8 protein-coding genes, 1 tRNA gene and 2 pseudogenes are annotated in these 13,948 nt (G+C 72.5%); 5 read left to right on the top strand and 6 right to left on the bottom strand.

Translation table 11 applies throughout. The annotated features are described in order from the left end of the window. Positions 1-222: 222 nt before the first annotated feature. Together ABD883_RS04835 and ABD883_RS04830 are read right to left on the bottom strand one after the other, a co-directional pair. Entirely contained in the window at positions 223-2,304 is a 2,082-nt protein-coding gene (locus ABD883_RS04835) for an FAD/NAD(P)-binding protein (protein ID WP_345030318.1), read from the bottom strand. Continuing rightward, the gene (locus tag ABD883_RS04830; RefSeq protein WP_345030315.1) at positions 2,301-3,944 is read right to left on the bottom strand and encodes an LCP family glycopolymer transferase; all 1,644 of its coding nucleotides are present in this window, start codon (positions 3,942-3,944) and stop codon (positions 2,301-2,303) included. Before ABD883_RS04830 ends, ABD883_RS04835 begins: the two co-directional genes overlap by 4 nt. 741 nt (positions 3,945-4,685) lie before the next feature. On the opposite strand from ABD883_RS04830, the gene ABD883_RS04825 reads away from it, so the two are divergent. Continuing rightward, positions 4,686-4,774, top strand: a tRNA-Ser gene (locus ABD883_RS04825). Positions 4,775-4,904: 130 nt separating this feature from the next. On the opposite strand, the gene ABD883_RS04820 is transcribed toward ABD883_RS04825, so the two are convergent. Then, positions 4,905-5,120 (bottom strand): hypothetical protein, encoded by a 216-nt coding sequence (locus tag ABD883_RS04820; protein WP_345030312.1) that lies wholly within the window; start codon positions 5,118-5,120, stop codon positions 4,905-4,907. Positions 5,121-5,209: 89 nt separating this feature from the next. Continuing rightward, positions 5,210-5,380, bottom strand: a pseudogene (locus tag ABD883_RS13760) (CPBP family glutamic-type intramembrane protease); the annotation flags it as partial. Positions 5,381-5,943: 563 nt separating this feature from the next. On the opposite strand from ABD883_RS13760, the gene ABD883_RS04815 reads away from it, so the two are divergent. The 4 genes from ABD883_RS04815 to ABD883_RS04800 are packed head-to-tail and all read left to right on the top strand — an operon-like array spanning position 5,944 to position 11,301. Continuing rightward, on the top strand, positions 5,944-6,702 hold the full coding sequence (locus ABD883_RS04815) for a LamB/YcsF family protein (protein ID WP_345030309.1): 759 nt from the start codon (positions 5,944-5,946) through the stop codon (positions 6,700-6,702). After that, the gene (locus ABD883_RS04810; protein WP_345030306.1) at positions 6,699-8,798 is read left to right on the top strand and encodes a 5-oxoprolinase subunit B/C family protein; all 2,100 of its coding nucleotides are present in this window, start codon (positions 6,699-6,701) and stop codon (positions 8,796-8,798) included. The genes ABD883_RS04815 and ABD883_RS04810 overlap by 4 nt, the downstream gene beginning before the upstream one ends. Continuing rightward, positions 8,795-10,609, top strand: coding sequence for an ATP-binding protein (locus tag ABD883_RS04805; RefSeq protein WP_345030303.1), 1,815 nt, complete (start codon positions 8,795-8,797; stop codon positions 10,607-10,609). The genes ABD883_RS04810 and ABD883_RS04805 overlap by 4 nt, the downstream gene beginning before the upstream one ends. A gap of 47 nt (positions 10,610-10,656) precedes the next feature. Next, positions 10,657-11,301 (top strand): GntR family transcriptional regulator, encoded by a 645-nt coding sequence (locus tag ABD883_RS04800; RefSeq protein ID WP_345030301.1) that lies wholly within the window; start codon positions 10,657-10,659, stop codon positions 11,299-11,301. Between the two features lie 234 nt (positions 11,302-11,535). Here ABD883_RS04800 and ABD883_RS04795 read toward each other — a convergent pair whose 3' ends face one another. Both ABD883_RS04795 and ABD883_RS04790 read right to left on the bottom strand, forming a co-directional pair. Beyond that, the gene (locus ABD883_RS04795) at positions 11,536-12,372 is read right to left on the bottom strand and encodes a putative hydro-lyase (RefSeq protein ID WP_345030299.1); all 837 of its coding nucleotides are present in this window, start codon (positions 12,370-12,372) and stop codon (positions 11,536-11,538) included. A gap of 5 nt (positions 12,373-12,377) precedes the next feature. Then, a pseudogene (locus tag ABD883_RS04790) lies at positions 12,378-13,708 on the bottom strand (NRAMP family divalent metal transporter). Positions 13,709-13,948: the final 240 nt, after the last annotated feature.

Here is a 13,948-nt window from a genome sequence, read left to right as displayed (position 1 = left end):
CGGATTATCGAGCACAAGTGGCAGGTCGATGGTCAGACCGAGCAGAAGTGGCAGTTCGAGCGGTAACGGCAGGTCGACGACTGCGAAGAGCCTCAGATGCTGCAGTTCTGCAGTTCTGCAGTTCTGCAGTTCTGCAGTTCTGCAATGATGCTCAGATGCGGCCGGGCTGCTCAGGCGCAGCCCCGCTCCCGCAGGCCCCCGACCGGTCTGGCGCCGTGCGCCTCAGCTGCGGGCGGACGCGAGGACATCCTCGGCGATCCGGTGGGCGTCGACGAGCGACTGCGCCCGCCGTCCCGGGTTCGCCGTGATCGCCAGCCCCAGCTGCACGGCCGAGAGCTGGATCGACAGGCAGTACCGGTGCGGGTGCACCCGACCGTGCTCATCGACGGTGCGGTGGGAGGGCCCTGCGACGGCGATGCCGCTGAGCGGCTGCACCCGTCCGCTGGAATCCTCGTGCGTCGCCACCGCCAGCTGACCGCGCTCGAGCATCCCGGAGATCAGCGGGTCGGCGGCGTAGCGCACCTGGTTGGCCGGCGAGGCGGCATCGACCAGAGCGGAGGCCGTCACCAGGGCGTCGACGGCCGGCGAGACGGCGCGGAAGACCGCCTGCTCGTCCGCGCGCGAGGTGGTGATCCGCACCTCGGGCCCGACGAATTCGACGAGCCCGGCTTCGGTGAGCGCGATGAGCTCCGCGTAGCGCTGCGGCGGCGGGCCGTCGCAGATGCCGGACACGAAGTCCTCGAACCAGCCGCGCACCTCCGCGACGAAGCTCTCCCGTGCGATCCGGCCGGCGGCGACGAGCTCCTTGAGATAGGCGCGCGCGGCCCACAGTACGGCGAACAGCGCCTTCTCCGGGGAGCGCTCGGGGCCGAGGTGCGCCGCGGCGAGGTCCGCCCGCAGGAAGTCGAGCATCCACTCGGTGAGGGAGCCGTGCCCGCCCGAGCGGGAGGCGAACCGCGCGCCCTCGAGGGGACGGAGCAGCTCGTGGAGGTCGAGGGCGCGGGACGGATCGGCGAGGACCTCGCGCTCGATCGCCGACCAGGCCGGTGACGCACTCGTCAGGCGGCCGGGGCGGTGATCGGATTCGCGGACCTCGGCGGCGGCGCGGCGGCTCAGATGCCGGTCGACGCCCTCGGCGAGCGCCTCGGTGACGCGGCCGGGGTCGGTGGCGAACGCCTGCGGCTCGGAGCGCGCGAGCGCGGAGTACCAGGCGTGGCGGAGGTCGGCGAGGATGAGCGGCCACAGCTGGTCGTTGAAGAGCAGCGGCTCCTCCGGGCCGGCCAGACGTGCGACGTTCTCCGGGGTGAACGCGCGCAGCCGGTGGTCGGCGAGCGGATGGGCCGGGGTGATCGGCTTGCTCCGGTAGGGCACCCCGCGGCGCGAGGACGGGACGAGGATCGGTTCGCGGCCGCTGGGGATGTAGACGAGTGCGCCGGGTGCCGCGCCGGAGCCCGAGGCGTCGTTCCCGTCATTCCCGTTATCCCCGTTATCCCCGGCATCGCGGGTGTCCGTGCTCCCGGCGCGGGCCGGCTCCCGCGGTTCGAACCGGCCGCCGCGGCCGACGGTGAGCATCGACTGCAGGTCGAAGTAGTTGAGTCCGAAGCCGCGGAAGATCACACGCTCACCGGGAGCCAGGCGGTCGACGGGCGCCTCGGCGGGCAGACCCGGGGGAAGGTAGGTCAGGCGGCCCGAGCGCGCGAACCGGGCGAAGGCGGCACGCTCGTCGGTGAGCTCGGAGGGGATGTGGCCGACGGCCAGGACCACGGCGTCGGCGGCGATCGTGGTGGTGTCGGTCAGGCGCACGAGCTGGGTCCGATCGCGCACCTCGGCGCCGGCCGGATCGATCCCCGCGGGCTCGACGATCGCGGTGGCCCGCTGCGGGTGGTGGATCGTGGTGACATGGGCCGGGGCGGAGGTGCGGATGTGCTCGTAGGACCACTCGAGGTACTCGCCGTAGAGCGCCCGGGAGCCGAAGGTGCTCGCCGGGTCGGCCGTCCCGCCGCGCTCGCGGTACCACGTGCCCATGTCCGGACCGGTGGAGTCCGGCGACACCCGGCAGCTCGGGTCGGGGAACACGGTCTGCTCACCGATCGTCGTGTTCATCAGCAGGTTCGGGTCCTGGTCGGTGCGCCACACGATGCCGGGACCCGGAGGGTACGGGTCGACGAGGTGGATCTCGAGGGGGCGCTGCGCGAGCGCCTCGGGGCCCTTCGCCGAGGCGAGAGCGACGAGCCGCTCGTACACGCTCAGGCCGCGCGGCCCGGCGCCGATGATCGCGATCCGGTAGGGCGCCTCGTCCGTCACTGACCGGCTCCGGTGCCGGCGCCCGCACCCGTTCCCTGCTCGGTGCCCGCGGGCGCGTCGGGGTTCCGCGGATACCCCGGCCACGGGTCGCCGGGCTCGTAACCCTTCGGGAAGCACTTGCCGGCGGAGTCCTCGACACCGGGGGGCGGCTCCTCGGTGGGTTCAGGGGTCTCCTCCGGCGTCTCCGTCTCCTCCGGAGCCGGTTCAGCGGCGTCCTCCTCGGCCTGGCTCGGCTCCTGAGGATCGACCTGATCCTGCACCCACTGGTGGAGGGTGTCGAAATCCGGCTGCGTGGTGTTGACGACGTCGTTGTTGATCTGGGCGGACTTGATCTCCGACTGCTGCATCGCGACCGCCAGCTCGATGAAGGCGTTGACCTGCTCCTGCGGGATGCTCGTGGCGATGTTCTTTCCCGCGCTGCCGGCGAGCCGCGGGTACGCGACGGCGATCTCCTGCGGGTCGATCTGGTCGATCGTCGTCTTGAGCATGCGCTGCTGGCGGCACATCCGGTCGTAGTTGTCGCTGCCCTCGCGCGAGCGGACGTACCAGAGCGCCCGGAACCCGTCGAGCGTCTGCGGACCGGGAGCGATCCAGTCGAAGACCTCGTTCTTCACACCCGTAGCGAGGCTGGTGCCGCCGCCCATCGGGATCGGGCGTTCGACATCGATCTCGACCCCGCCGATGGCATCGATGACGTCCTCGAATCCCTTCATGTCCACCGAGGCCCAGTAGTCGAGCCCGAGCCCGAGCGATCCCTCGACCGCCTGCATGGTCGCGTACATCCCGGGTTCGAGACCTCCGGTGTCGCCCACCTGCTCGGGGTACTCCTCGGCCCAGGTCCACACGGCGTTGATCATGCTCTCCGAGTACCCGAAGGCGTTGAATCCGTCGGGGAAGACCGAGGCGAGCTGCGAACCCTCGGGGAACACGGGCAGTGCCAGGTTGCGCGGGACGGAGATCAGCGTCGTCGCCCCGGTCCTCGTATCGATGGAGGCGACGAGCATGGTGTCGGGGCGGGTGCCCTCGCGGCCTTCACCGGTGTCGCGACCGATGAGGAAGACATTGATGCGAGGCTTGTCCGCCCACAGCTCGTCCTTGTCGACGACGGCCGCGCCGGAGTTCCCGAAGACTGTCGTCACGGTGGTGCTCTGCACGCGAGCGAAGCTGGCGCCGACGAGGAGCGGGATGCCGACGCAGAGCACAAGGGAGCTCACGAGGACTCCGCCGAGCAGTTTCTGAGACCTCTGCAGGGCTTCGCCGCGCCGCTGCTCCCGGTACGTGCGGAAGATGACGATGAGCCAGATCAGGGCGGCGACGGTGAGGAGTACGGCGGTGACATCGAGGAGCACAGGGCTGGCGACGATGCGGCTGACTGCGCGCAGCGGGCCGCGGTAGACGACGAAGGCGACGACTGCGAGGATCGCGCCGAAGAAGCCGATGAAGAGCGCCCACCCCAGGCGCGAATTGCGAGCCTGGAGGATTCCGAGCCCGGGGATCGCGGTGCCGAGCGCGGTCCAGCCGACGATGCGGGGGAACGCGTCCCCCCGCCGGCTCGACCGGCGCGGGCTGGGGTCCTTCTGACGCGCGGCCGCAAGGAGGCGTGCCGACAGCGGGGTCGAGTCCTCCGACGCGGAAGACACCCGCACCGGCCGCCGGGCAGCGCGGTCGGAGGGCCGGTCGGACTCCTCTCGAGAGCTCGATCGCCTTCTCTTCGATTGGGCGGCGTGGCGCGGAGAGTTGACATGGTCGCGCGCGGGGACCGGCGGGGGCTCGAACGGCTCGGCCCCCCGTTTCGGAGTCGCAGAGGTCTCGCGCGAACCGCGCGAATCGAACGATTCTCGGGGAGGGCTCCTCCTCCGTGCCTCGGGTGTGGACGAACCGTTGGTGCTCGGGTGACCTGTTGCCTGGGAGTCGCCGCGCAGGCGTGGGCGCTTGGATGCGCGGAACGAGGCAGGAGTCGACGGGTCGCCGTCGGGGCGCTGGTCGGGGCTCCCGGTGTCGTTCTGCGCCAAGTGCGGACTCCTCGTGGGGCTGGATCGCCGCCGGAGAGGCACCCGCGGCGGGCGGGGCTCAGCGGAACCCGACCCGGCCGGGGATCGTGCGACGGTCGACAACAGTGCAATGGTCGAAGCCCGAGTGTACGGCTCGACTCTGTGGGAACAGTGTAATCCCGGTGGGTGCGGGGTGGATGCGCGTGAACGGTGGGTGCGGCGCCTTCGTCGCCCCCCGGTGCGCGGGGTGAGGTGCTGCGTGGGGCAGTGGCTGAGGTGCGGGCCGAGGAGCGGTCTGTGCCCGGGAGGAGGTGGGCCGGTCCGTGATCGCTTTGGCGCCTCGGGACCGGGTCGAGTAGTCTTGTGTCGGTCGCGCGCGGCGCGGCAGATGGAGTCGTGGCTGAGCGGCCGAAAGCACCACCCTGCTAAGGTGGAGTCCCTTGAATTGGGGACCGTGGGTTCAAATCCCACCGGCTCCGCGTTCTTCGCAAGACCCCCGAGACCCTCTGGAATCAGAGGATCGCCGGGGGTCTTCGTGCGTCCGCGCGGCGAGGGCCGGCGGCCGCAGGGTGCACGGGGTGCGGCGCCTCCTCACCGGCCCGCCGGCCCTTAGCGCCCAGACCGCACCGGCCGCCCGTACGGTCCGAGCTCACGCACCTCGACCCAGCGACGGTGGGGGATGAGCAGCGCGACGACCACGCCGATGACGACGTGCAGGGCACCGGCGGTGAGCCACATGCCGGGCCCGTCGGCGGTGAGGCCGAGCGCGAGGTTGATGGCCGAGGCCACATGGAAGCCGCCGTGGATGCCGACTGCGGCCCACACCGAGCGGCAGGCGATCGCGAGGAACCGGCGCTGATAGAGAACCCGAACGGGACCGCGAGGTAGAGCACGCGCTCGAGCAGGTTCTCCTGCCCGCCGCTCGAGGCGAAGTGCGGCAGGGAGAAGGCGATCGCGGCGATGACCCCGGCGCGGGCCGGGCGACAGCGCAGCGACTGGAGGAGATAGCCGCGGAACAGCACCTCTTCGCCGATGCCTTGGAGGACGAACGCGCGCAGGATCGTAAAGACGACGACGGTGAGCACCGACTGCCGGGCGACCTGCTGCGCCACGACCTCCGGATCGAGAGCCCGGGCGAGCCCCAGTGCGTCCGTGCCCCAGGCGGCGAGTGCGCCGGCGACCACCGCGATCCCCCACCCCGGCGAGCAGGCCGAGGGCCGCCCGCCCGTCGAGCCGCAGGCCGAGTGCGGCGAACGAGCGGCGGTCGATCCAGCGGACCAGCGCCCACGACACGAGCACGTACGCGGTGAGTGCCACCGCCGAGGCGATGGCCGGGGGTCGAGGCGGCCGGACGGTCGGGGTCGTCGAGTGGGGATGCGGTCATGCTTCCAGGCTATGGAGCGCCTCCGGAGGTCCGACAGGGGAAATCCTCCGTGGACGACCGGGGTGGCCCGGGAGCAGCTGGGGACAGCCCGGGGCCGAGGCGCCCGGCACCTCGGCGCCGGTGGCCCCGGCACTTCCGTACCAGCGTCCGGCGCCCCGGCACCCCGGCCCGGTGATCCGATCCCGTGACGCACGCCTCATTCCGCGCTAGGATTGTTCAACAATCACGGCCAGCTTTCACCGCCCGACGAGAGGGATGATGATCATGACCGCCATCGATGTGAACTCCGACCTGGGCGAATCCGTCGGCGGCAATCCCGTGAGCGACGACGCCGCGATCATCGAGGTGGTGTCGAGCGCCAACGTCGCCTGCGGCTTCCACTCCGGCGATCCGCACGACATCGCCCGCACCGTCGAGGCGGCCGCCGCACGCGGGGTCGCCGTGGGCGCGCACGTGGGCTACCGCGACGTCCCGGGCTTCGGCCGCCGCTTCATCGACATGGATCCCGCCGAGCTCGCCGACGAGGTGCTCTACCAGATCGGCGCCCTCGACGCGCTGGCCCGCTCCAAGGGCACCGCGGTCACCTACGTCAAGCCCCACGGCGCGCTCTACAACACGATCGTCCACCACGAGGAGCAGGCGCAGGCCGTCATCGACGGGATCAGGGCCTTCAGCCGGGAGCTCCCCGTGCTGCTGCTGCCCGGTGCCGTCGCGATCGAGAAGGCGGAGCAGGCCGGGCTGCGCGCCGTGCGCGAGGCGTTCGCGGACAGGAACTACGACCCCGACGGCACGCTCGTCTCCCGCCGCGAATCCGACGCCGTGGTCAGCGACCCGGACGCGGTGGCCGCCCGCGTCGTGCAGCTCGCCCGGGAGCGCACACTCCTCGCCCGCGACGGCAGCACGATCGACATCGACGCGGAGTCCCTGTGCGTGCACGGCGACTCCCCGGGCTCCGTCGAGCTCGCCCGCCGCATCGTCGACGCCCTGCAGGACGCCGGCATCGAGATCCGCAGCTTTCTATGAACCCCGCCGGACCGACCGCACCAGGAGACTCCGACCGGGGCCTGAGCCCCTCCGACCGGGGCCTGAGCCCCTCCGGTCCGGGGCCGAGTCCCGGCACCCACCCGAGCTCGACCGGACCCGGTGGCGCGCTCGCCCTCCACCGGGTCGGAACCCGTGCGGTGCTCGTCGACCTCCCGGACCTCGACACGGTCATGGCCTGGCACGCCGCCCTCACCGCGGACCCGCTGCCCGCACAGCGCGGCATCGTCGCCGCCGCCTCCACCCTGCTCTTCACCGCGCACACCCCGGACGCCGCCACCCGGGCCTTCGAGCTCCTGCGCGACTTCGCGCCGGAGACCTCCGCGCAGACAGGCGGCCGGGAGATCACCCTCGACGTCGTCTACGACGGCGAGGACCTCGCCCCGCTCGCCGAGCACCTCGGTCTCAGCCCGGAGGCACTCGTCGAGAAGCACACCGCGGAGACCTGGACGGGTGCCTTCGGCGGCTTCGCGCCGGGCTTCACCTACTGCGTCCCTGCCGCGGGCGGCTGGGACGTGCCCCGCCGAGAGTCCCCGCGCACCGCCGTCCCGCCGGGATCCGTGGCGCTCGCCGGGGAGTTCTCCGCCGTGTACCCGCGGCGCACCCCGGGCGGATGGCAGCTCATCGGCCGCACCGACACCCCGATGTGGGACGAGTCCGCCGACCCTCCCGCTCTCATCGCCCCCGGCGACACCGTGCGCTACCGGGCCGTGCGCCCCACCGTCGAGGCGGGTGCCGGGGCACCGGGCGGCACGGAGCCCGCATCATCCGACCACGGCGGGCCCCCCGCCGAGGCGCGTCCCGGCGGGGACGCCTCCGCGACGCCCCCGCAGCCCGTCGCCCCGTCCGCGCCCGCGGCACCCGGCCGACCCGTGCTCCGGGTCGAGGACGCCGGACTGCTCGCCCTCATCGAGGACCTCGGGCGGGCCGGTTACGGTGACCTCGGTGTGGCCTCCTCCGGTGTGCTCGACCGCGCCTCGGCGTGGACGGCGAACCGGCTCGTCGGCAACGGCGGAGCCTCCGCCGTCCTCGAATCGATCGGCGGGCTGCGGGTCACCGCACTCGTCGACACCGTCGTCGCCGTCACCGGGGCCGAGGCGCCGCTGACCGTCGCGCCCGGCCGCGCCTCGGGAGCCGGGGACCCGCGCCGGCACCCGCTCGCCCACCCGCTCCTGCTGCGGACCGGCGACGAGCTCACGGTCGGCGGCCCGCGCCTCGGCATGCGGTCCTATCTCGCGGTGCGCGGCGGATTCGCCGCCCACCGCGTACTCGGCTCGGCCGCGACCGACCTGCTCTCCGGCCTCGGCACCGAGCCGGTCCGGACCGGCGACACCCTGCGCGTGCGCAACCGGCCACGACCGGCCGGCGCCGGAAATGGCGGCGAGCCCGCACCGACGACCGGCTCGGCGCCCGGTGCCCCGGTGAACGCCACCCCGCTGGGCACCTCGCCTGCGGACGCACCCGAACCGGAGACCGGAGCGATCGCCGCGGTCGCCGCACCCGCACCCAACCCGCTGCGCGTCACCGGTGAGCGGGCAGTGCTGCGCTGCATCATGGGACCGCGCGCCGACTGGTTCGACGCCGCCGAGCAGGCCCGCTTCACGCAGGTCCCGTGGCAGGTCAGCGGCCGGTCCAACCGGATCGGCCTGCGCCTCGAGCCGGGGGACGGCGCCGCGCCGCTCACCCGCTCCCGCGACGGTGAGCTCGCGAGCGAGGGGATGATCACCGGTGCGGTGCAGGTGCCGCCCGACGGGAACCCCGTGCTGTTCCTCGCCGACCACCCGGTGACCGGCGGCTACCCCGTCATCGCCACCGTCGTCGCCGAGGACCTCGACATCGCCGGCCAGCTCCCGCCCGGCAGCGCCGTGACGTTCACCCCCGTGGACCCCGTCACGCTCACCCCGCTCGCCGCCGCCGGGCCAGAGGCCGCGAGCGGTTCCGAAGGCCCTGCCGGTTCCGAAGACACTGCCGGTGCCGATGCCGCGACCGGTTCCGCTGCGGCCGCCGGGCCGGCAGCCGCTCACCCGGTCCGACCCGACACCGCCACCCCGAACGACGACCCCGAGGACCCCTCATGACCCGCGCCCCCGCCCCGCTGACCGCCGTGCTCATCGCCAACCGCGGTGAGATCGCCGTGCGGATCGCTCGCGCCGCCCGCGACCTCGGCATCCGCTCGATCGCCGTCTACAGCGAGCTCGACGCGGATGCCCTCCACGCGGAGATCGCCGACGAGGCCTACGCGCTGCCGGGCACGAGCGCGGCCGACACCTACATGAACGTCCCCGCCCTCCTCGACATCGCCGCCCGCGCCGGGGCCGACTGCATCCACCCCGGCTACGGCTTCCTGTCCGAGAACGCCGACTTCGCCCGCGCCGTCATCGACGCCGGGCTGACCTGGGTGGGCCCGTCCCCGGACACCATCGACCTGCTCGGCAACAAGGTCACCGCGCGTCGGCTCGCCGCCGAGGCGGGCGCACCCCTGGCGCCGGGCACCGACGACCCGATCGAGGACTGGCAGACCGCCCGCGACTTCGCCGCCGAGCACGGCCTGCCGATCGCCATCAAGGCCGCTTTCGGCGGCGGCGGCCGCGGCCTCAAGGTCGTGAACGAGGTCGAGGACATCGAGGAGGCGTTCGCCTCGGCCGGGCGCGAGGCACAGGCGGCGTTCGGCCGCGCGGAGTGCTTCGTCGAGAAGTTCCTCGAGCGCCCCCGTCACGTCGAGGCGCAGGTCCTCGCCGACACCCACGGCACCACGGTGGTGCTCGGCACCCGCGACTGCTCCCTGCAGCGACGCAACCAGAAGCTCGTCGAGGAGGCGCCCGCCCCGTTCCTCACCGCCGAGCAGCACTCCCGGATCGTCGACGGCGCCCGTGACGTGTGTGCGCGCGCCGGGTACGTCGGCGCCGGCACCGTCGAGTTCCTCCTCGCCGAGGACGGCACGATCGCATTCCTCGAGGTCAACACCCGCGTCCAGGTCGAGCATCCCGTGACCGAGGCGGTGACCGGGGTCGACATCGTCGCCGAGCAGTTCCGGATCGCCGCCGGCAAGCCGCTGTCGCTGAGCGCGGACCCCGAACCGTCCGGCCACGCCCTCGAGTTCCGCATCAACGCCGAGGACGTCGCGCACGGCTTCGTCCCCGCGCCCGGCACCGTCATCGCCTTCGCCGCACCCACCGGTCCCGGCATCCGCGTGGACTCCGGCGTGCGCTCGGGCTCCGCGGTGCCCGGCTCCTACGACTCGCTCATCGCCAAGCTCGTGGTCCACGGCCCCACCCGCGACATCGCGCTCGCCCGCGCCCGCGATGCGCTCGCCGAGCTCGAGATCACCGGGGTGCGCACCGTCGTCCCGTTCCACCGCGACGTCGTCGACCACCCCGACTTCACCGGCGACTCCCTCGACGTCCACACCGGCTGGATCGAGACGGTGTACCAGCCGGGACTCGCGGCAGCCGGCGACGACGTCGCGGAATCCTACGCCGAGCGCACCCGCCTCACCATCGAGCTCGACGGGAAGCGCCACGAACTCGTCCTCCCCGCCGAGGTGCTCCGCGCCGCCGCGGGAGCCGGCGGGCCGGGGGACGGAACGGGCGGTGCCGGGCAGGCAGGGGCCTCGGGCACGGGATCCGATGCGGACGGCTCCGCAGGAGCGGACGCTTCAGGAGCGGGATCCGGGGGTGCCGAGGTGACGTGCGGGTACACCGGGTCGCTCGTGCGGTTCAGCGTCGAGGACGGCGCCGAGGTGGCCGCCGGCGACGAGATCGCCGTCATCGAGGCGATGAAGATGGAGTCCCCGGTCGTCGCCCCGGCCGCCGGCACCGTGGCGCTCGCCGAGCTCTCCGCCGGCGACGAGGTGAGCGAGGGCCAGGTCCTCGCCACGATCAGCAGCTGAATGATGCGCCCGGACGGGCCCGCGCTGCGGGTCGTACACTGAGCGGCATGTCCGCACAGCCGGGGCCCTCCCCGAACGCCCGCCAGTACGCGCTCACCGCGCTGCGTGAGCGGATCTCCGCCGGGTTGTGGGAGCCGGGGGAGAAGGTCAACGAGCAGGAGCTCGCCGCGACCCTCGGGGTGTCCCGCAACACCCTCCGCGAGGCCTTCGCCGCGCTGTCCGGCGACGGGATCATCACCCGGGTTCCCAACCGCGGAGTGTTCATCAGCAGCCCCGGGATCGCGGACGTGCGCGACATCTACGGCGCCCGCGCCGCGCTCGAACCGGCGGCGCTCCAGTGGGGCCGCGACCTCGACGTGGGGCTGCTCGCCCAGATCGTCACCGCGGCCGAGGAGGCGCGCGGCCGGGGCGATCGGCATGCGGTGGCGGACGCGAACCAGCGGTTCCACCGCGAGATCGTCGCCGGGCTCGGCTCGCCGGCGCTCGATGAGACCATGGCCCGGCTGCTCGCCCGGATGCGGCTCGTGTTCGTCCGGGTGCTCGCCGCGGAACCGGACTTCCACGCGCCCTACGTCGACGAGAACCGGCAGGTCGTCGGACTGCTGCAGGCGCGCGAGCGGGCCGAGGCCGCCGGGCTGCTGCGGACGATGATCATGCGCACCGGCGACCGCCTCGCCGACCTGCTGCGGTGAGCGGGTCCGCCGCGGGAGCCGGTGCTGCTCGCGGGGAACGGACGGGGCGCCGGTCCTGATGATGGGGAATGCGGCGGCTGAGGGCCGTGCGGTCGGTGAGCCGAGCCGACGGTGATGCTGGGCCGACGGTGGTGCTGGGGCGACGGAGGTTGTGGGGCCGAGCGGCGCCTCGGCGGGTCGTGACATTGCGAAGAATCGCGGAAACGCTCTCAGGAACCTTCTGAAATTGAGTGGTCAGGGGACCTGGTAGGCGATGTCGCGGGCATCGGCGACGAGCATGTGACCTGGCGCGTGGGCGATCGCCAGGGGCGGCCGCGACTCCATGACCGCGGCCTGCGGAGTCACCCCGCACGCCCAGAACACCGGCACCGCACCGTCCGCGATCTCCACCGGATCCCCGAAGTCGGGCCGGGCGAGGTCCGTGATCCCCAACTCCGCCGGATCACCCACGTGCACCGGCGCCCCGTGCACCGCCGGATGCCGGGAGGTGATCCGCACCGCGTCGGCGACCTGCGCGGCCGGAACCGGGCGCATCGACACGACGAGCGGACCGGAGAACCGGCCCGCCGGTGCCGCCGGCACCCGGGTGCGGTACATCGGCACGTTGACGCCCTGTTCGATGTGCGCCACCGGCACCCCGTTGTCGAGCAGCGCGGACTCGAAGGTGAATGAGCAGCCGATGAGGAACGCGACGAGGTCGTCGCGCCAGTGCTCGCGGATATCCGGGACCTCCGCTGCGAGTTCCCCGTCCCGGTACACCCGGTAGAGCGGCACATCGGTGCGGATGTCGCCCCCGGCGAGCAGCTCCGAGGAGAGCTGACCGGCCTCGAGCACACCGAGCACGGGGCACGGCTTCGGGTTGCGCTGGGCGAACAGGAGGAACACGAAGGCGTATTCCTGCGGCACCGCGAGGAGGTTCGCCTGCGCGAATCCCGCGCTGTACCCGGACGTCGGTGTGACGAGCCCGGCGCGGAACCGGGCGCGCGCCTCGGCCGGGGAGAGGGCGGAGGTGTCCGCGTTCGCCTCGGCGGCAGGGCGGTCGGGGTGCGAGTGCTGGTCCGGCTGCGGCATCGGACTCACGCCCACAGGGCGGCGATGCCCTCGAGCGAGCGCCAGCCCAGGTAGATCGTCAGCAGCCAGGTCAGCGTGCCGATCACCGCGAGCCACACCGGGTACCGGTAGCCCTGCAGCAGGTCGCGGCGGCGCCACGCCACCCACAGTACGAGCGCGAAGCCGATCGGCAGGATGGGGCCGTTGACCGCGCCGGCGAAGATCAGCAGTGTCTGCGGCGTCTGATCGAGCACGAGGTAGGGGATCGCGCAGACGGCGATGAAGGCGACGGTGATCCAGTTGCGGATCCGCGGGCTCACCGTCTGCTCGGTGATGAAGGTGACCGAGGTGTACGAGGCGCCGATCACCGAGGTCAGGCCGGCCGCTCAGAGCACCACGCCGAACACGCGCAGGCCGATCTCGCCGGCCGCGGCCCGGAAGGCGTCGGCGGCGATGTTGTCCCCCGCGAGGGCCGTGCCGCCGGCGACCACGCCGAGGATCGCGAGGAACAGCAGCGTGCGCATGACACCGGTGGTGATGATGCCGAGCACCGAGGCCTGGGTGATGGTGCCGGAGTGCTCGGGGCCCTTGATGCCGGAGTCGATGAGCCGGTGCGCACCGGCGAAGGTGATGTAGCCGTCCACCGTGCCGCCGATGAGGGTGGTGATGACGAGGAAGTCGACCTGCTCGGGCATCACCGTGTTCTTCAGCGCCTCACCCACCGGCGGGGCGGACACGATCGCGACGTAGATCATGAGGAGGATCATGATCGCGCCGAGGAGGACGACGATCCGGTCGAGCGCGAGCCCGGCGCGCTTGGACAGGAAGATGAGGATCGCGAGGACCGCGGAGATCGCCCCGCCGATCTTGGGGTCGAGGCCGAGCATCGCGTTGAGGCCCAGCCCGGTGCCGCCGATGTTGCCGATGTTGAAGATCATCCCACCGATGAAGATGAACGCGGCGAGCACCCAGCCCAGGCCGGCAGCACGGTGTTGCCGAGCTCGTTCGCGCGCAGGCCGGTGATCCCGAGGACGCGCCAGACGTTGAGCTGGATCGCGATGTCGACGAGGATCGAGATGAGGATCGCGAATGCGAACGCGGCTCCGAGCTGGACGGTGAAGACGCTCGTCTGGGTGATGAAGCCGGGGCCGATCGAGCTCGTCGCCATGATGAACATCGCGCCGAGCACCGCCGTGCGCCGGCTGCCGTCGCGCACCCGGGAGGCGGCGCTGCGTGAACCGGAACCGGGTGAACCGGCGTCGCGGGCGCCCTGACCGTGCGTGTCCCGCTCCTCGCCGGTCGGCGTTCCGGCGGCCTGCTGGCCCCGGGGTTCCTCGGACGGGTGGCTGTCGGTCATGGCGCGCTTCCTCGTCCCTGTGCTCGTGTCTCGTGTGTCATGTACGGCCTGCGGATCTGTTCGTAACCGATCTGCGGATCCGGTGATCCGGCACGGAGCGCGGTCATGCCTCGGATGTGATCCACCGCACTGCGTCGCCTGCCACTGTATGGATCGTTGAACAATATGTACAGGGTTGGGTCGAGATGCGGCCGTTTCGTTATCGGCGCAGGGACGCGCGAAAGCAGAGGTGTCCAGGCG

Origin of the sequence: Brevibacterium pityocampae (assembly GCF_039541555.1) — a bacterium.
In the GTDB taxonomy this organism is placed as follows: Bacteria; Actinomycetota; Actinomycetes; order Actinomycetales; family Brevibacteriaceae; genus Brevibacterium; species Brevibacterium pityocampae.
Note: the sequence above shows the minus strand (reverse complement) of the source record. Positions and strands in the feature narration are given on the sequence as shown.